Source organism: Streptomyces sp. NPDC026062 (assembly GCF_055568375.1).
This window is the reverse complement of sequence record NZ_JBVHOQ010000027.1, coordinates 109,527-126,573: the sequence shown is the minus strand read 5'-3', so window position 1 is coordinate 126,573 and position 17,047 is coordinate 109,527. Positions and strand designations below refer to the sequence as shown.

Sequence of the window (17,047 nt, the reverse complement as noted above, 5' to 3'; positions counted from 1 at the left end):
CCCGCTACGACAAGACCGCCGAGTCCTACCAGGCAGCCGTCACCCTCGCCTCGCTGCTGATGTGGGCGTGACACTTTGACGACAACTCCTAGGGCAGCTGGTAGTTCTCGTCGAGGACCGCGCCCTTGTCGGGGTGGTTCTCGTCGTAGCCGTGCGGGTCGCACTGGAGGCCGCCCTTGACGCAGTGGGTGACCATCGCGTCGAGCGTGGCGGCGTCCCAGCCGTTCATGAAGTCGTAGTGGAAGGAGAATCCGGCGCCGCTCGCCAGCTTCACCTGCGACATGTCACCGTTGACCGGCCAGGCCATCTTGAACTCGATCATCGGCAGCGCGACGGGGTGGTCGGCCGGGCAGGAGTTGTAGTTGGCTCCCCCCGCCACCGGGTAGGCCATGTGGCTCTTGTGGTCGGGCGTGTCCAGGTGGATGCCGTCCCAGCAACTGGGCGCCTGGAGGCGCAGGTTGAGCTGGACGTCCTGACGGTCGGGGCAGGCCGCCGGGAAGTCGTAGTTCTTGAAGCTGTCGCCGCACTCCCAGCCCTCGACCGTGCCCTTGAGGTTCTTGAACTCCTCCTGGCTCTGCATCGGGCTGCCGACGACGTACCGCAGCCCGCGCGGGAAGGGCCGCACGCTGGTGTAGTCGGTGACGCCCGACTTGTAGTAGATCGTCTGGACGCCCTCGGGGAGCACCTTCCGGTCCCCGTCGAACAGGCTCGGCATCCAGTACCCGGACTTGTCGCCGGGCGCCAGACAGGTCGTGTCACCGGCTTCGAGCGAGGCGGTGGTGGTGTCGGCGTTCGTGGTGGTGTTGCCCATGAACGTGTGGTCGTGGGACTTGCCGGGCTGCCCCGGATACACGATCGGGTCGTCCGGGGCGGTGTGCGTCGGGGCGCACTTGGCCTGGAACTCGTGGAAGTACGCCTGCGGAGGGACCGCCGTCGAGGGGGTGACCCCGGTGACCGGCGGGTCGGCCATGATGTAGCCGTCGCCGTCCGGGTCGTCGCCCGAGGCCTGGGTGGACGCGGGCATGCCGGGCATCCCGGGCATGGAGTACGCGGCGTTGTGCGCGGTGTGCGTGCCCGATGCCTCGGCCCGGGTCCCGGATGAGGCGTTCGCTGTCGCCGCGATCCCGGCGATTCCTGCCGTGGTCAGGGTCAGCGAGGTGAACAAGAGCAGTCCGGTGAGGGTTCTCGACCTCCGTGGCATGGAGACCTCCTGCTGCGTCGTGGGGGCGTTGCGTGGAGTTGGGAGAGCGCTCTCCCAACTCGGAGTGTTCCGCTCCTGACAAGAGCGTGTCAAGAGTTGGTTAACGATGGCCGTCGAGCGCGGAGCGGGTGGGGAGGGGTGCGGCTGGCCGTGCCGGCGGGGGAGTCGCGGGATGGCCTGCGGGGAGACCGCAGGTGTTCAACTCGTATGCGTGGTACATCTGTTGTTCGGCCGGGCGCTTCCGGCCGCAGCCGGTGGCGGCGTGACCGGGTGAGTGCTGACGCCAGGCGGATCCGGCGGCCGGGAGTGAGCGTCTCCTCGTCGCACCGCGAGGACGACGAGGCCCGGCATGCCGTCGAGTGAGGCCGTCGACCGCCCCCCATTTTCGGAACGCGCCTCTGGGCTCTCCGGGGCCGGGGGAGAGTCGCGCGGCCCGCCGCCGCCGGACAGTCCGTCGGCGGCGGGTTCACCCCGAGGTTCAGTAGCTCCAGGTCTGGTAGCCGTTGCTGAAGCTGTCGGTGCTACAGGTGTGGAGGCGCAGTCCGTAGCCGGAGCTGTAGTCCATGCACGTACCCGTGGCTACGTTCTTCCAGCTCACATAGGTCTTGGCGGGGTTGGAGGCGTACGTCCGCCACTTCTGATAGCCGTTGTTGTAGCTGGCGCTGCTGCACGTGTGCGTGCGTACGCCGTGATTGCTGCTGCCGTCGAGGCAGAGGCCCGTGGCCTCGTTCTGGAACAGGAACGAGCCGTCCACGTTCTTGAAGTACCACGTCTGGTAACGGTTGCCGGCACTCTTGCTGCTGCACGTGTGAAGCCGGAGCCCGTGGGCGGGACTGTCGTCCAGGCACGTCCCGTACCCGTACTGGACGAAGTTCTTGTACCCGATGAAGACATTGCTCCCGGATTCGTCCACCTCCGTCCCCTCCGGCGCGTTGTACGGAATCGCGTCGGGGGACGGCAGTACGGGGTCGATCGCCACGACGGGAGCCGGGGCGTCCTCGCTCGCGACCGAGGACGCGGCCGAAGCGCCGGGCGCGGTGGCGAGTGCCCCGATCATTCCGATGACGGCGGCGGCTATGGCAAAGGTCTTCCGCATGGGTGCGGCCTCCTGGCTTGTGGTGTGTCCTGACCTACGTCTTCGCTTCATGTCAGACCCTCCACCGATACGAAGCGGTGATCACGCTCGAACTGAACCATGCGCGGGGGATCTCCACCACCGAATCGTGGCCGGGAACGTCCCTCGTTCCGAGACGCTCGATGTCCTCCGCCTTCCGGCCGTGGGCGGGGTGCGGGCCCGGAACTGCCGGAGGCGGCATCGCAAAGGCCCCTTCGCCGGGGCTCCGGGACGCAGCCGGGCGTGACCTGCCGTCACACCTCAACTCGTGTGCAGCATCAGTCCGATCCCCACCACCATCAGCCCCGCCGCCGCGATCCGGGGTGCGCCGAACCGTTCCTTGAAGAAGACGGTCCCGATCGCCGCGCCCACGATGATCGACGACTCGCGCAGGGCCGCGACCGGGGCGAGTGCCGCCCGGGTCTGGGCCCACAGGACCAGGCCGTACGCCGTCACCGACAGGGCCGCGCCGACCAGGCCGCGTACCGCGTACGGGCGGAGCTGGGCGGGCAGGGCGGAGCGGCGGCGGTACAGGGCGTACACCGGGATGGCCACGCCTTCCAGGATCATCAGCCAGGCGATGTAGCCGAGCGAACTGCCGGAGGCGCGTACGCCGACGCCGTCCACCGTCGTGTAGCCGGCGATGGCCAGACCGGTCGCGAGCGCGGCCAGGATCGCGGGCCACTGCGGGCGCTTGCCGGCCCCTCGGATTCCCCACAGGGCGAGCCCGACCAGTCCGGCCGAGGCGACCGCGACGCCCGCCGTCGCCCAGCCGTCCGGGCGCTCGCCCACGAAGACGGCGGCGAGGACGGTGACCACGAGCGGGGCGGTGCCGCGCGCGATCGGGTACATCTGGCCGAAGTCGCCCAGCGTGAACGACCGCATCAGCAGCAGCATGTACGCCACATGCAGGGCGGCGGAGACGAACAGGTACGGCCAGGCCTCCGCCGCCGGGAACGGTACGAACACGGCGGCGGCAGCGCCGATCAGCAGACCGCCCCCGGAGATCAGGGTGAAGGACAGCAACTGGTCCTTGATCGCATGCGCGATGGCGTTCCAGCCGGCGTGGGTGAAGGCGGCCGTCAGGACGGCCATGGCGACCAGCGGGGTCACTCGGCCTGCTCGCGTACGTCCACCACCGTGCCGCCCGCGTGCGCGATCAGCGTCTGCGGGTCGAGCGGGAAGACGGTGTACGGGGTGCCGGCCGCCGCCCACACCGTCGCATGGGCGAGCAGCCCCCGGTCGGCCAGCACCCGGGTCCTGGTGCGGTGCCCGAAGGGCGGCACACCGCCGATCGCGTAACCGGTGGCCTCCCGGACCACGTCGGCGCCCGGACGCCGTACCTTCGCCGCCCCCAGCTCCTGCCGCACGAGCTCCACATCGACGCGCGAGGAGCCGTCCATCAGGACCAGCACCGGCACTCCGTCGGCCTCGAAGATCAACGACTTGACGATCTCGCCGAGTTCGCAGCCGAGAGCGGCCGCGGCCTCGGCCGCGGTCCGGGTGGCCTCCGGGAAGCGGCGGATCTCGACATCGAGCCCGAGCTCGGTCAGGGCCTCGGCGAATCGGGGATGGGCGGCGGAAGTGGCGTGGCCCGTCGGGGCGTGGGCGTCCGGAGTACTCATGCCCTGCACGCTATCGGCCGAGGTCCGGGGCGTGCGATCGGGTTCACTGGATGGCGGGTTGACGGGGTAGCGGGGTAGCGGACGGCGTGGCCGGGGCCTCGGCAGCGTGTGCGGCAGAGGCCCCGGGGGCGCAGGTGAAGCGCCTGCCGCCGTCAGTGACCCGCGCGCAGGACCGCGGCGACGACCGGGCCGGCCGCGTCGCCGCCGTGGCCGCCGGACTGGACGACCGCCGCTGCCGCGAGATCGTCGCTGAACCCGGCGAACCAGCTGTTGGACGTGCCCTGCCCGTCCACCTCCGCCGAGCCGGTCTTGGCCCCCTTGTCGCCGCGGACCGAGGACATGGCCGCCTTGCCGGTGCCCCAGGAGGCGGTGGCCCGCATCATGTTGTTCAGCTGGCCGGTGACGTTCGGGGAGAGCGAGCGGGAAGCGGAGACGAGTTGACGGCCGTCCAGGCTGCTCGGCACGAGGATCGGCTGGCGGAAGGTGCCGGTGTGGGCCGTCGCGGTGATCGACGCCATGTTGAGCGCGTTCATCGTCACCGTGCCCTGGCCGATGTACTGGGCCGCCGCCTCGCCGCCGGTCGCCTCGGGCACGCTGCCGTCGACGGAGGTGACACCGGTCTTCCAGACCAGGCCGATCCCGAAGACGTCCCGGGCCTCCTTGCCGAGCGCCGCGTCGTCCTTCGTGTCGTCGATCAGCTTGATGAAGGCCGTGTTGCAGGACTGGGCGAAGCTGGAGGTGAACGTGTCCGTGGGCGGGAGCGAGAAGTACTTCAGGTTGTGGAAAGTGGCGCCCTGGTAGAGCACTTCCTTCGGGCACTCGACGGGGCTGTTCGCCGAGGCGAGGCCCTTCTCGATGAGCAGTGCGGCGGTCACGATCTTCATCGTGGAGCCCGGTGCCTGCTTGCCCTGCATCGCCGCGTTGAAGCCGTCCGCCGGGTTGTTGGCCACCGCGCGGATCTCGCCGGTGGACGGTTTGACCGCCACCACGGAGGCCCCGCTGAACTGCTTGACCGCGGTCTCCGCCGCCGTCTGGGCGTTCGCGTCCAATGTGGTCGGCACCCTGCCCGGCTTCCCCTTGACCAGGGTCAGCAGTGTCCTGTCGGCCCCGTCGGCGGCGGCGCTGTTGATCCAGGTCTCGACACCGGCGGTGCCGCCGGCCTTCGCGCTGTACCTCTTGCGCAGCTCGTCCAGAATGCCGCCGAGCGAGGGGTACTTCTCCTTGGTGAGTACGTTGCCGTTGCGGTCGACGGCCTCGATCGAAGCGGTCGAGGACTCGCCGGTCTCCAGCGACTCGCCCTTGCCCAGGTCCGGATGGACGACGGAGGGCAGCCAGTCGACGAGCGGGCGGCCCGTCGTCAGACCGCGTACCACCGTCAGCTCGGAGGCGTACGACCAGGGCTTCGTCGTCCCGCCGTAGGAGACGGTCGCCTCGACCGTGTAGGGCACCTTCGATCCGGCCGCCGGGCCGGGAGTGATCACGGCCCGGGTGACATGGGCCGATTCCCTGTAGCCGACCAGGGCCGGTGTGGCGTCGCCCTCGTTGTTGGTGAGCCCGGCCGCGGTCTCCGCGTCGCCCTTCGCCCATGCGGCGAGGAACTTCTTCGACGTCTCGGCGATCTCTTCCTCGGTTACCGGCCCCGTCTTCACCTCGGCCGAGGTGGCCCTGGTGTCCGTGCCGCCTCCGACCCCGCTGCTGCCGAGCCCGTCCAGGACGTTGTAGGCCCCGTATCCCACCCCGCCGACCACGACCGCGAACACTCCGCCGACCACCGCGACCTTCGCCCCACTGCGCATCCCCGTAGTCCCCCTCCCCAGGAACGCCTCCTTGAACACGTTCAAGGAGGCTGTTCCCGGCACGTTACGGGACTGCCGTGACCGTGGAGCCGGTTGTTACCGGAATGCGATCCGCCGCCGCGCGAAATACATGAACAGAACGGTCAAATCCAGGTATCCAGCCACATCCGGTCCCGCCAGGAATCCTCCGGAATCGGGGTTCCGGTATACAGCGGCCAGAAGTAAATGAAATTCCAGACGATCAGAAGGACCAGTACGCCGGCGGCGACGGCCCCCACGGTCCGGCGTCTTTCGCCCGAGGGATCGCCCATGGACGGGCTCAGTTCGTTCTTTGCCCCGGTGCCTGCCGCAGGGCCCAGCATCGCGCCGATCATCATCGTGACGGCGAGGCAGAGGAAGGGCACGAACACGACCGCGTAGAAAAGGAAAATGGTGCGTTCCTGGTAAAGGAACCACGGCACCCACCCCGCTGCCACCCCGCAGGCGATGGCGCCCGCCCGCCAGTCGCGGCGGAAGAACCAGCGCCACAGCACGTACAGCAGGGCGAAGCACGCGGCCCACCACAGCAGCGGCGTGCCGATCGCCAGCACTTCGCGCGCGCACTTGCCGGTCGACGAATCGGTGCAGCCGTTCTGCTCCTCGTAGAAGTACGAGACGGGCCGGCCCAGCACGATCCAGCTCCACGGATTGGACTGGTAGGTGTGACCGGACGTCAGGTTCACATGGAACTCGTAGACCTGGTTCTCGTAGTGCCACAGGCTGCGCAGCCAGTCCGGCAGCCAGCTCCAGCTGCCGCCCTTGCCGTCGGTCGCCGCCCAGTTCCGGTAGTAGCCGTGCCGGTCGGGGTCGTTGTGGATGATCCAGCCGGTCCAGGAGGCGATGTACGTGAGGACCGCGACCGGCACCGTGGAGACGAACGCCGGCACCAGGTCCCGCTTCAGGACCGCCGTGTACGGCCGCACCGCGCCCGCGGTCCGCCGCGCGCCCACGTCCCACAACACCGTCATCAGGCCGAACGCGACCATGATGTACAGCCCGTTCCACTTGGTCGCGAAGGCCAGCCCCAGCGAGATCCCGGCCGCGATCCGCCAGGGACGCCAGCCGAGCCGCAGCCCCTCCGCGACCCCGGCGTCCGGTCGCAGCACGCCGTCCTCGTCGACCGGCAGCGCGGCGGCGAGCCTGCGCCTCGCCCAGTCCCGGTCGATCAGCAGACAGCCGAACGAGGCCAGCACGAAGAACATCAGCACCAGGTCGAGCAGCGCGGTGCGGCTCATCACGAAGTGCAGACCGTCCACCGCGAGCAGCCCGCCCGCCAGACAGCCCAGGAACGTCGAACGGAACAGCCTGCGGCCGATCCGGCAGAGCATCAGCACCGACAGCGTGCCGAGCACGGCGACCATGAAGCGCCAGCCGAACGGCGTGAATCCGAAGATCTGCTCGCCGATGCCGATGATCCACTTGCCGACCGGCGGGTGCACCACATAACCGGGATCGGTCGGTACCGGCACCTGGGACGGATCGTTGAGGATCAGCTTGTCGACGTCCTTGGGCCACGCACCCTCGTACCCCTGCTTGATGAGCGCCCAGGAGTCCTTGGCGTAGTACGTCTCATCGAATATCACCGCGTGCGGGCTGCCCAGGTTCCAGAACCGCAGCACCCCGGCGACCGCCGCCACCAGCAGCGGACCGCCCCACGCCGACCAGCGCACCAGCCGGTCCGCGAGCAGCGGGGACACCCCGAGCACCGCCCACAACTGGCCCCCCGGGCGGGTGTACGGCGGCACCAGCCGCTCGCGCAGCCCGATCCCGGGGCGCGGGAAGTGGCCGAAGCGGCGCAGCCGCTGCTGCCAGGAAGTCGGCTCCGGGCCGTGCTGTTCCCCGGCGTCTTGGCCCTGCCGGGCTTCGGGCGCAGTACTCGTCACCGCGCCATCGTAGGGAACGCGTCTGTGCGAGTCCTGCCGCCCGTGCTGGGAGGATGGACGTTGTGACGGAGACGACTGGAACGCTGGTACTCGCAGGGACCCCCATCGGCGATGTGGCGGACGCCCCGCCACGACTCGCCGCCGAACTGGAGACGGCCGATGTCGTCGCGGCCGAGGACACGCGACGGCTGCGCCGGCTGACGCAGGCGCTGGGCATCCACACCACGGGGCGTGTCGTCTCCTACTTCGAGGGCAACGAGTCCGCCCGTACGCCCGAACTCGTCGAGGCGCTGCTGGGCGGCGCGCGGGTGCTGCTGGTCACGGACGCGGGGATGCCGTCCGTGTCCGACCCCGGCTACCGGCTGGTCGCCGCCGCGGTGGAGAAGGACATCAAGGTCACCGCGGTGCCGGGCCCGTCGGCCGTGCTCACCGCGCTCGCCCTGTCCGCGCTCCCGGTGGACCGTTTCTGCTTCGAGGGCTTCCTGCCGCGCAAGGCCGGTGAGCGCCTGGGCAAGCTCCGCGAGGTCGCCGACGAGCGCCGCACCATGGTGTTCTTCGAGGCTCCGCACCGGCTCGACGACACCCTCGCCGCGATGGCCGAGGTCTTCGGCGGTGACCGGCGCGCCGCGGTGTGCCGGGAGCTGACCAAGAAGTACGAGGAAGTGAAGCGCGGTCCGCTGGGCGAGCTCGCCGTCTGGGCGGCCGAAGGCGTACGCGGCGAGATCACCGTCGTCGTCGAGGGCGCGGCGGACTCCGGAGCCGAGGAACTGGACGCCGATGAGCTGGTACGCAGGGTGCTGGTGCGCGAGGAGGCGGGGGAGCGGCGCAAGGAGGCGATCGCCGCCGTCGCCGCCGCGGCGGGGCTTCCCAAACGCGAGGTGTTCGACGCGGTCGTCGCGGCAAAGAACGCGGCTCGGACCGGCCCAGCGGACGGCAAAGGACTATCGTAAAAGGCAAAGCGCGAGCCGCGTTCCGGCCCCTTTTGCCACGAGAAGGCCAAAACCGCTCCAACACTCGACAGGGCCGGTGCGCTCCCGCCGGTAAAGGCGTCCACTGGACATCAGGACGCATTCTCCGGAGTACTTGTCCGGCGGACAAGAGGAGCAGGCATGAGCGAGATCGCAGCAACCACCGTGCACGAGGCGTATGCCTTCGCCTGCATGAGGTGCGGACACGGCTGGGAACAGGCCTACGAAATCGAGCACCACGTCGACGGTTCCCATCACGCCTACGTGGTCTACAAGGCGGACGGCGAACGTGTGCCGTCCCCGCTTTCCACGCCCACCTGCACGAACTGCGGCGGGCATGTCGTACGGATCATGCGGGCCGGACGGGTCTCGACGGTGCAGCAGCTGCTCCAGAACCGCCGGCCGGCCGTCGAAGCCGAAGCCGACACGCGGGAGCCCGTGGCCGCCACCGCGGCTCCGGCGGGAGACCGCCACTGGCACTTCTCCGACCTGCTCCACCCCTTCCAGCGCAGGTGACTCCCGCGAGGTGAGTCCGGCGGTCGCGGTCCTCGTACGATCGTGGCCATGAGCCGTACCGAAGCCCCGCCGCTGCCCGAGCCCCTCCGGGTGCCGGTCGCCGATGCGCACACCCACCTGGACATGCAGGACGGCACCGTCGAGGAGGGCCTGGCCAGGGCCGCCGCGGTGAACGTGACGACCGTGATCCAGGTGGGGTGCGACGTGAAGGGCTCGCGCTGGGCCGCCGAGACCGCCGCCGCGCACCCGAGTGTGTACGCGGCCGTGGCCCTGCACCCCAACGAGGCGCCGCGCATCGTGCACGGGGACCCGGACGGGTGGTCCCGGCAGGGGGCCCGGGAGGGCGGCGGGACCGCCGCGCTCCACGAGGCGCTCGCCGAGATCGACGCGCTGGCCGCGCTGGACCGGGTGCGGGGCGTCGGCGAGACGGGGCTCGACCACTTCCGTACGGGCCCCGAGGGCATGGCCGCCCAGGAGGAGTCCTTCCGGGCCCACATCGAGATCGCCAAACGGCACGGCAAGGCGCTCGTCATCCACGATCGCGAGGCGCACGCGGATGTGCTGCGTGTCCTGGCCGACGCGGGCGCCCCCGAGCGGACCGTCTTCCACTGCTACTCCGGCGACGCCGACATGGCCCGGATCTGCGCGGACGCCGGGTACTTCATGTCCTTCGCGGGCAACATGACGTTCAAGAACGCCCAGCCGCTGCGTGACGCGCTGGCCGTCGCGCCGATGGAACTGGTCCTGGTCGAGACGGACGCGCCCTTCCTGACCCCCGCCCCGTACCGCGGACGGCCCAACGCGCCGTATCTGATTCCGGTCACGCTGCGTGCCATGGCCGCCGTCAAGGGCGTCGACGAGGACACCCTGGCCTCGGCGATCGCCGACAACACGGCGTGCGCGTTCGACTACTGACACGGACGGCGCCGCGTCCGCGCGACGCCGTCCTGCCGGCCGCCCAGGCCGTACGGGAACCCGTCGGCCGGGCCGTGAAGGCCGGTACCGGCCCCCGCCGCGGCCGGGGCGGGCGGGGAGGAGACAGCCCGTAGGCTTGACGGGTGAGCACCACAGAGCCCGACGCCCTCCTGGGCCCCGCAGAAATCCGCGAACTGGCGGCGACGCTGGGCGTACGCCCCACGAAGCAGCGCGGTCAGAACTTCGTCATCGACGCCAACACGGTCCGCCGGATCGTGCGCACAGCGGAGGTCCGCCCGGACGACGTGGTGGTCGAGGTCGGCCCCGGTCTGGGCTCGCTGACCCTGGCCCTGCTGGAGGCGGCCGACCGGGTCGTCGCCGTCGAGATCGACGACGTGCTGGCGGCCGCCCTGCCGGCCACGGTCGCCGCCCGGATGCCGGAGCGCGCCGACCGGTTCGCCCTCGTGCACTCGGACGCGATGCTCGTACGGGAGCTGCCGGGCCCGCCGCCCACCGCGCTGGTCGCCAACCTTCCGTACAACGTCGCCGTGCCGGTGCTGCTCACCATGCTCGACCGCTTCCCGAGCATCGAGCGGACCCTTGTCATGGTGCAGGCCGAGGTCGCCGACCGGCTGGCCGCCAGGCCGGGCAACAAGGTCTACGGCGTGCCGTCGGTGAAGGCCGGCTGGTACACCGACGTCAAGCGCGCCGGTTCCATCGGCCGCAAGGTGTTCTGGCCCGCGCCGAACGTGGACTCGGGGCTGGTTTCCCTGGTGCGCCGGACCGAGCCCGTCGCCACCACGGCGAGCAAGGCCGAGGTCTTCGCGGTCGTCGACGCCGCCTTCGCCCAGCGCCGCAAGACGCTGCGGGCGGCGCTGTCCGGCTGGGCGGGCTCCGCTCCCGCAGCCGAGGCCGCGCTGGTCGCGGCCGGAATCTCGCCGCAGGCCCGCGGCGAGGCCCTGACCGTCGAGGAATTCGCCGCCATCGCCGAGAACAAGCCGGAGCCGTCCGTATGAGCGCGAGCGTCACCGTCCGGGTACCCGCCAAGGTCAACGTCCAGCTCGCCGTCGGCGCAGCGCGCCCCGACGGCTTCCACGACCTGGCCAACGTCTTCCTCGCCGTCGGCCTGTACGACGAGGTCACCGTCACCCCCGCCGACGGGCTGCGCGTGACCTGCTCCGGCCCGGACGCCGCCCAGGTGCCGCTGGACGCCACCAACCTCGCCGCCCGCGCGGCGGCCGCGCTGGCCGAGCGGTACGGCATCGCACCCGATGTCCACATCCACATCGCCAAGGACATCCCCGTCGCGGGCGGTATGGCGGGCGGCAGTGCGGACGGGGCCGGTGCCCTGCTGGCGTGCGACGCGCTCTGGTCCACCGGTGCCACCCGCGAGGAGCTTCTCGGCCTCTGCGCGGAGCTGGGCAGCGATGTGCCGTTCAGCCTCGTCGGCGGAGCGGCCCTCGGCGTCGGCCGCGGCGAGCAGCTGACCCCGGTCGAGACCGGCGGCACCTTCCACTGGGTCTTCGCGGTCGCCGACGGCGGCCTCTCCACCCCGGCCGTCTACCGCGAGTTCGACCGGCTCACGGCCGGCACCCGGGTGCCCGAGCCCGCCGCGTCCGCCGCGCTCATGGACGCGCTGCGGGCCGGTGACCCCGCCGCACTGGCCGCGGCCCTGAGCAACGACCTCCAGGCCCCCGCGCTGTCGCTGCGGCCCTCGCTGGCCGACACCCTGGCGGCGGGCACCGCGGCGGGCGCCCTGGCCGCGCTCGTCTCGGGCTCCGGGCCGACCACCGCGTTCCTGGCCGAGGACGAGGCGTCGGCCCGCAAGGTGGCCGACGCGCTGACCGCCTCGGACACCTGCCGCACCGCCCGGATCGCGGCGTCCCCCGCTCCGGGAGCGACGATTCTGCGGCCGTAGGGGCAGCGGCAGGAGGCGAGTCGGCGGCCGTAGGGGCAGCGGCAGGCGAGCTGATGCCGCTCTGTGGCTGCTTGAGCCTTGACACGCCGGTCGGAACCTGGCCGGGGGAACGGGGGCCAGTGCGGTCGGCGTCGCTCGGGCGGGCCCGAGCGACGGTGGAGCCGGTCCGGATCCGGTCGGCCGCTGTGACACCTGCGGGTCCCCCGGAGTCTGGCCCCGACACTGCCCCCGTGGTCCTTGCGCGGCCCGCGGCATCCGCCGTAGACCGGCATGGACACAGCAACCGCGGTGCGAACCGTCTGTCCAGGAGGTGGATGTGCACGCGCATGACCCGAAACCGCGGAGCGAGTCCGAGCGCCGCGACCGCGGCCGGTCGACCGCGCAGCGGCAGTCCGCGCCGGACCACCACTCGCTCGCCGCGCTGCAGCGCAGTTTCGGTAACGCGGCCGTCGTCCAACTGCTCGGGCGGCAGCTGGAGGCGGAGGAGGCACCGGTCCAGCGCTCGACGGCCCACCAGGTACTGCGGTCGCCGGGCCGTCCGCTGGCCGACGGCGTGCGGACGGAGATGGAGGCCCGCCTGGGCGCCGACTTCAGCAGTGTGCGGCTCCACGACGGCCCCGCCGCGGCCCGCTCGGCGGCCGAGATGAGCGCCCGCGCCTACACCTCCGGCGAGCACGTCGTGATCGGCCACGGCGGCGGCGACAAGCACACCCTGGCGCACGAGTTGACCCATGTCATCCAGCAGCGGTCGGGCCCGGTGTCCGGCACCGACCACGGGGACGGACTGTCGGTCAGCGACCCCGGCGACCGGTTCGAGCGCGCCGCCGAGGCGAACGCCGTCCGGGCGCTGAGCGGGCCCGTGCCCGAAGCCACCGTCCAGCGGGCCGCCGCCCACTCCCCGTCCGCAGTGCCGGAGCTGTCGGTGCAGCGGGCGTTCACCGGCACTCCGTACGTCAACTACGGCGGGGTGAACGGCAACGGCGTCGGTACCACCATGCACGCCGAACTGTGGCCGGGGCAGCTCGGGAAGGGCTCGGCACCCCAGGAGCAGCCGTCCTGGTGGCCCAAGGGCGGAGCGGCCGGCCCCTGGTTCCAGAACTTCATGGTGCAGGGACACCTGCTCAACCACAACGTCGGCGGCCCCGGCGTCATGAAGAACATGACGCCGATCACCGCGTCCGCGAACTCGGAGCACCACTCCAAGGTCGAGAAGAAGTTCAAGGACGAGGTGCTGAACAAGGGCCACGTGGTCGAGTACTACGTGGAGGCCGACTACAGCACCCACCCCGCCGCGAAGGACTTCAAGACCGGCGACGCCAACGTGGACGCCGACATCGACACCAACTACGCCGCCAAGCTGGCCGGCGAGATCCACGCCGAGTACACCGTCTACGACACCACGGGCAAGGAACTGGGCCACGACGCCTGGCTGATCGAGAACAACCGACTGAAGAACTGACCGCACCCGCTGGCGCCGCCGAAGGAGACGTACCTCCGTGATCGACCCCCGTGCCCGGCTGTCCGCGATGATCAGTGACCTGGAGCGAAACCCCCGCACGGAGCTCCTGGACGCCACCGTCGCGCCACCGACCCCGCCCGCCGACCTGGAGCTCGCCCTCCGTCTGGCCGACGGTCGTCTTCCGGCGGGCGTCGAGGCCTTCTACCGCCAGGTCGGCGCGGTCCGCCTGACCTGGCGGCACACCGTTCCCGAGCTCCTCAACCACAACCTCTCCGACCAGGGCCTGATCAACCTGCTGCCGTTGCGTCAGGTCCTCGGCGACTGGGAGGGCATCGTCCGGCACTCGGCGCAGGACCAGGAGTTCCGCGACGTCCGGCCCCTGGACCGGTTCGTCCCCGAGGCCTGCGCGGCACTCGTCCCGCCGAGCGATTCCGTCCACTACCACTACCTCGGCGAGGAGCTGTACGACACCGGGTACTCCTTCGACGCCTACCTGGAACGGCTGATCGCCTCCCGCGGCTTCTGGTACTGGCCGCAGACCCTCTGCCGGGGCCTGGAGGACAGTACGGAGGTCACCGCGTTCCGTCGCGTCATGCCGACCGTCTTCCCGGACTACGACGACAGCCTGTTCCGTCCCGCGCAGCGCTGAGCCGACCCCTCGGGGGCCCGCCACGCCGGTTCCGGGGACGGCGGAGATGCTGGACGGCCCCGGGCCCCGGGCGGTGGCGCACCGCCCGGGGCAGGTGGCCGCGCCGGACTCGACGCCCTGCCGGTCGAGCGCCGCGAGAGCTTGCCGGCCGGCCTGCGGCTCTCCTGCCGACCACGCAGCGACTCGGCGCCGGGACCAGCCGGTACCGGCACCGCTCCTTGCCGACAACGCCGCGTGGTCGCACCGACCGGCCCCCCGCCCGGCCTCAGCCGAGCCGCACGCTCAGCTTCGCCAGCTCGAACGCGGGCAGCATGCCCTTGTGCTCCTCCGCGTCCAGCCCGCCCAGATGCACCACGACCGGTCCCTCGGGGGTCGCGACGGCGAAGGCGCGGGCCGGGCGGGACTCCTCCATGATCTTGCTGTAGACGGTGTAGCCCACCTCGGTCACGGACAGCTTCCCGGCCTGGGTCCGCTTGTACGTGATCTTCGAGGCGTTCTCGTCGGCCTTGACGAAGCCCTCCAGCGCCTGGCGCGCCGTGCCTCCCTTGCCCTCGCCCTGCCACACCCGCAGGAACCCGATGTGTCCCGCCGGCTTCGCGTCGATCTCGCACACCATCGCGACCGGCCCCTGCCGGCCGAGCGCGGCGAGCTCGGAGTCCGGCTCCGGGGGAGTCACGGCCTTCGCCTTCCAGTTCTCCGCCAGGTCGAAGGCGACCGGCAGCTCGCACCCGGAACCGGCGCCCCCGACCGTGCCGCCCTTGGCCGCGGTCTTCGCACCCGCCCCGTGCGCGGCCGCCCCGCCACCCGGCTTGGTGTCCGCCTTCACACCGGACCCGGACCCGGACCCGGACGAGCAGGCGGTCAGCGCGAGGGCTGCCAGCAGGACGGGCGCCAGCGCGCGGACCGTACGTCGTTTCATGAAGTTCCCCACCCCGGTGGGACCCGGGAACCGGCCCGGATCTTGATCAATCCGGGCAAGGTACCGCACAGAGGTGTCCGGCCGGACACCCTTTCCCGGCCCCGTCCCGCACGGGTGAGCGGGCGCTCGTACGGAGGCCGGTGCCATGGCGACTACGCTGAAGGTTCAGTGTTCTCCTTCGAGCTGGAGCGTTCGTGGCCGTCAACCTCGTCAATGTCGAGCAGGTCAGCAAGGTGTACGGCACCCGTGCGCTGCTCGACGGTGTGTCCCTCGGTGTGTCCGAGGGGGACCGGATCGGTGTCGTCGGCCGTAACGGAGACGGCAAGACGACCCTCATCCGGATGCTCGCCAAGCTGGAGGAGGCGGACACCGGCCGGGTCACCCACAACGGCGGCCTGCGTCTCGGCGTCCTGACCCAGCACGATTCGCTCGACCCGAAGGCCACGATCCGCCACGAGGTCATCGGCGACCTGGCCGACCACGAGTGGGCGGGCAGCGCCAAGATCCGCGATGTGCTGACCGGGCTCTTCGGCGGTCTCGACCTGCCGGGCTTCGAGCAGGGCCTGGACACCGTCATCGCCCCGCTCTCCGGTGGCGAGCGCCGCCGGATCGCGCTCGCCAAGCTGCTCATCGCCGAGCAGGACCTGATCGTCCTCGACGAGCCGACCAACCACCTCGACGTCGAGGGCATCTCCTGGCTGGCCGGGCATCTGCGCGCCCGCCGCTCCGCACTGGTCTGCGTCACCCACGACCGGTGGTTCCTCGACCAGGTCTGCACCCGTATGTGGGACGTCCAGCGCGGCACGGTCCACGAGTACGAGGGCGGCTACAGCGACTACGTCTTCGCGCGGGCCGAGCGGGAGCGGATCGCCGCGACCGAGGAGTCCAAGCGGCAGAACCTGATGCGCAAGGAGCTGGCCTGGCTGCGGCGCGGCGCCCCCGCCCGTACGTCCAAGCCGCGCTACCGCATCGAGGCGGCCAACGAGCTGATCGCCGATGTGCCGCCGCCGCGCGACACCAGCGAGCTGATGAAGTTCGCCAACGCCCGGCTCGGCAAGACCGTCTTCGAGCTGGAGGACGTGACCGTCCAGGCCGGCCCCAAGACGCTGCTCACCCACCTCACCTGGCAGCTCGGCCCCGGCGACCGGATCGGCCTGGTCGGGGTCAACGGCGCGGGCAAGACCTCGCTGCTGCGGGCGCTGGCCGAGGCGGCCCGTACACAGGGCGACACACAGCCCGCGGCCGGGAAGATCGTCGTCGGCAAGACCGTGAAGCTGGCCTACCTCTCCCAGGAGGTCGCGGAGCTCAACCCGAACCTCCGGGTGCTGGAGGCCGTGCAGCAGGTGCGCGACCGGGTCGACCTCGGCAAGGGCCGGGAGATGACCGCGGGCCAGCTCTGCGAGCAGTTCGGCTTCTCGAAGGAGAAGCAGTGGACCCCGGTCGGCGACCTGTCGGGCGGTGAGCGACGCAGGCTGCAGATCCTGCGGCTGCTGATGGACGAGCCGAACGTCCTCTTCCTCGACGAGCCCACCAACGACCTCGACATCGAGACCCTGACCCAGCTGGAGGACCTCCTCGACGGCTGGCCCGGGTCGATGATCGTGATCTCCCACGACCGGTTCTTCGTCGAGCGGACCACGGACAAGGTGCTGGCGCTCCTCGGCGACAAGTCGCTGCGGATGCTGCCGCGCGGCATCGACGAGTACCTGGAGCGCAGGCAGCAGATGGCGGGGACCGCCACGTCCGCCGCACCCGCCCCGGCCTCCCGGGCCGCCGCCCCGGCGCCGGGCGTCTCGCCGCAGGAGGCACGCGCGGCCAAGAAGGAACTCCAGAAGGTCGAGCGGCAGCTCGACAAGATGTCGACCCGTGAGACGACGCTGCACGCCCAGATCGCCGACAACGCGACGGACTTCGAGAAGGTCGCGAAGCTCGACGCCGAACTGCGCGAACTGGTCGCGGAACGCGATGTGCTGGAGATGCGCTGGCTGGAACTGGCCGAGGAGGCCTGACCGCCGGCTGAGGCACCGGCCCGCCCGGCCGGTGCA

15 protein-coding genes are annotated in these 17,047 nt (G+C 71.1%); 8 read left to right on the top strand and 7 right to left on the bottom strand.

Translation table 11 applies throughout. The features are described 5' to 3' along the window. Nucleotides 1-88: 88 nt before the first annotated feature. The 6 genes from ACZ4LX_RS24245 to ACZ4LX_RS24220 all read right to left on the bottom strand — a co-directional run bounded on the left by ACZ4LX_RS24245 (nt 89) and on the right by ACZ4LX_RS24220 (nt 7,658). A complete protein-coding gene (locus ACZ4LX_RS24245) occupies nt 89-1,201 on the bottom strand; it encodes a DUF1996 domain-containing protein (protein WP_467650350.1) in 1,113 nt (370 codons plus the stop codon). A 478-nt stretch (nt 1,202-1,679) separates the two neighbouring features. Continuing rightward, a complete protein-coding gene (locus ACZ4LX_RS24240) occupies nt 1,680-2,297 on the bottom strand; it encodes an RICIN domain-containing protein (RefSeq protein WP_467650351.1) in 618 nt (205 codons plus the stop codon). Nucleotides 2,298-2,576: 279 nt separating this feature from the next. Next, nucleotides 2,577-3,428, bottom strand: coding sequence for an EamA family transporter (locus ACZ4LX_RS24235; RefSeq protein ID WP_467650352.1), 852 nt, complete (start codon nt 3,426-3,428; stop codon nt 2,577-2,579). After that, nucleotides 3,425-3,940, bottom strand: a complete 516-nt coding sequence (locus ACZ4LX_RS24230; RefSeq protein WP_467650353.1) for a YbaK/EbsC family protein — start codon at nt 3,938-3,940, stop codon at nt 3,425-3,427. The genes ACZ4LX_RS24235 and ACZ4LX_RS24230 overlap by 4 nt, the downstream gene beginning before the upstream one ends. Before the next feature lie 152 nt (nt 3,941-4,092). After that, the gene (locus tag ACZ4LX_RS24225; protein ID WP_467650402.1) at nt 4,093-5,736 is read right to left on the bottom strand and encodes a penicillin-binding transpeptidase domain-containing protein; all 1,644 of its coding nucleotides are present in this window, start codon (nt 5,734-5,736) and stop codon (nt 4,093-4,095) included. Between the two features lie 143 nt (nt 5,737-5,879). Further along, nucleotides 5,880-7,658: a dolichyl-phosphate-mannose--protein mannosyltransferase gene (locus ACZ4LX_RS24220; protein WP_467650354.1), complete on the bottom strand. Its 1,779-nt coding sequence runs from the start codon at nt 7,656-7,658 to the stop codon at nt 5,880-5,882. A gap of 53 nt (nt 7,659-7,711) precedes the next feature. Here ACZ4LX_RS24220 and rsmI point away from each other — a divergent pair, with 53 nt between their 5' ends. From rsmI to ACZ4LX_RS24185, 7 genes are all read left to right on the top strand, one after another. Continuing rightward, nucleotides 7,712-8,608, top strand: coding sequence for a 16S rRNA (cytidine(1402)-2'-O)-methyltransferase (gene rsmI / locus ACZ4LX_RS24215; RefSeq protein WP_467650355.1), 897 nt, complete (start codon nt 7,712-7,714; stop codon nt 8,606-8,608). A gap of 159 nt (nt 8,609-8,767) precedes the next feature. Continuing rightward, on the top strand, nt 8,768-9,142 hold the full coding sequence (locus ACZ4LX_RS24210) for a hypothetical protein (RefSeq protein ID WP_467650356.1): 375 nt from the start codon (nt 8,768-8,770) through the stop codon (nt 9,140-9,142). A gap of 48 nt (nt 9,143-9,190) precedes the next feature. Next, nucleotides 9,191-10,057 carry a TatD family hydrolase gene (locus ACZ4LX_RS24205; RefSeq protein ID WP_467650357.1) on the top strand — a complete coding sequence of 289 codons (867 nt, stop codon included), beginning with the start codon at nt 9,191-9,193 and terminating at the stop codon, nt 10,055-10,057. A gap of 143 nt (nt 10,058-10,200) precedes the next feature. Then, nucleotides 10,201-11,073 (top strand): 16S rRNA (adenine(1518)-N(6)/adenine(1519)-N(6))-dimethyltransferase RsmA, encoded by an 873-nt coding sequence (rsmA, locus tag ACZ4LX_RS24200; protein ID WP_467650358.1) that lies wholly within the window; start codon nt 10,201-10,203, stop codon nt 11,071-11,073. Further along, the gene (locus ACZ4LX_RS24195; RefSeq protein WP_467650359.1) at nt 11,070-11,975 is read left to right on the top strand and encodes a 4-(cytidine 5'-diphospho)-2-C-methyl-D-erythritol kinase; all 906 of its coding nucleotides are present in this window, start codon (nt 11,070-11,072) and stop codon (nt 11,973-11,975) included. The genes rsmA and ACZ4LX_RS24195 overlap by 4 nt, the downstream gene beginning before the upstream one ends. Before the next feature lie 316 nt (nt 11,976-12,291). Then, the gene (locus ACZ4LX_RS24190; protein WP_467650360.1) at nt 12,292-13,434 is read left to right on the top strand and encodes an eCIS core domain-containing protein; all 1,143 of its coding nucleotides are present in this window, start codon (nt 12,292-12,294) and stop codon (nt 13,432-13,434) included. Nucleotides 13,435-13,471: 37 nt separating this feature from the next. Next, on the top strand, nt 13,472-14,083 hold the full coding sequence (locus tag ACZ4LX_RS24185) for a hypothetical protein (RefSeq protein ID WP_467650362.1): 612 nt from the start codon (nt 13,472-13,474) through the stop codon (nt 14,081-14,083). Nucleotides 14,084-14,348: 265 nt separating this feature from the next. On the opposite strand, the gene ACZ4LX_RS24180 is transcribed toward ACZ4LX_RS24185, so the two are convergent. Next, the gene (locus ACZ4LX_RS24180; RefSeq protein ID WP_467650364.1) at nt 14,349-15,002 is read right to left on the bottom strand and encodes a lipoprotein; all 654 of its coding nucleotides are present in this window, start codon (nt 15,000-15,002) and stop codon (nt 14,349-14,351) included. A gap of 194 nt (nt 15,003-15,196) precedes the next feature. Between ACZ4LX_RS24180 and ACZ4LX_RS24175 the strand changes: the two genes are divergently transcribed. After that, a complete protein-coding gene (locus ACZ4LX_RS24175; protein ID WP_467650366.1) occupies nt 15,197-17,011 on the top strand; it encodes an ABC-F family ATP-binding cassette domain-containing protein in 1,815 nt (604 codons plus the stop codon). The last annotated feature ends 36 nt before the right edge of the window (nt 17,012-17,047 follow it).

Excerpts from the sequence above, each read along its gene's own strand:
- ACZ4LX_RS24245 (WP_467650350.1), bottom strand. The coding sequence starts at position 1,201 with ATGCCACGGAGGTCGAGAACCCTCACCGGACTGCTCTTGTTCACCTCG.
- ACZ4LX_RS24240 (WP_467650351.1), bottom strand. The coding sequence starts at position 2,297 with ATGCGGAAGACCTTTGCCATAGCCGCCGCCGTCATCGGAATGATCGGG.
- ACZ4LX_RS24230 (WP_467650353.1), bottom strand. The coding sequence starts at position 3,940 with ATGAGTACTCCGGACGCCCACGCCCCGACGGGCCACGCCACTTCCGCC.
- ACZ4LX_RS24225 (WP_467650402.1), bottom strand. The coding sequence starts at position 5,736 with ATGCGCAGTGGGGCGAAGGTCGCGGTGGTCGGCGGAGTGTTCGCGGTC.
- rsmI (WP_467650355.1), top strand. The coding sequence starts at position 7,712 with ATGGACGTTGTGACGGAGACGACTGGAACGCTGGTACTCGCAGGGACC.
- ACZ4LX_RS24210 (WP_467650356.1), top strand. The coding sequence starts at position 8,768 with ATGAGCGAGATCGCAGCAACCACCGTGCACGAGGCGTATGCCTTCGCC.
- ACZ4LX_RS24205 (WP_467650357.1), top strand. The coding sequence starts at position 9,191 with ATGAGCCGTACCGAAGCCCCGCCGCTGCCCGAGCCCCTCCGGGTGCCG.
- ACZ4LX_RS24195 (WP_467650359.1), top strand. The coding sequence starts at position 11,070 with ATGAGCGCGAGCGTCACCGTCCGGGTACCCGCCAAGGTCAACGTCCAG.
- ACZ4LX_RS24180 (WP_467650364.1), bottom strand. The coding sequence starts at position 15,002 with ATGAAACGACGTACGGTCCGCGCGCTGGCGCCCGTCCTGCTGGCAGCC.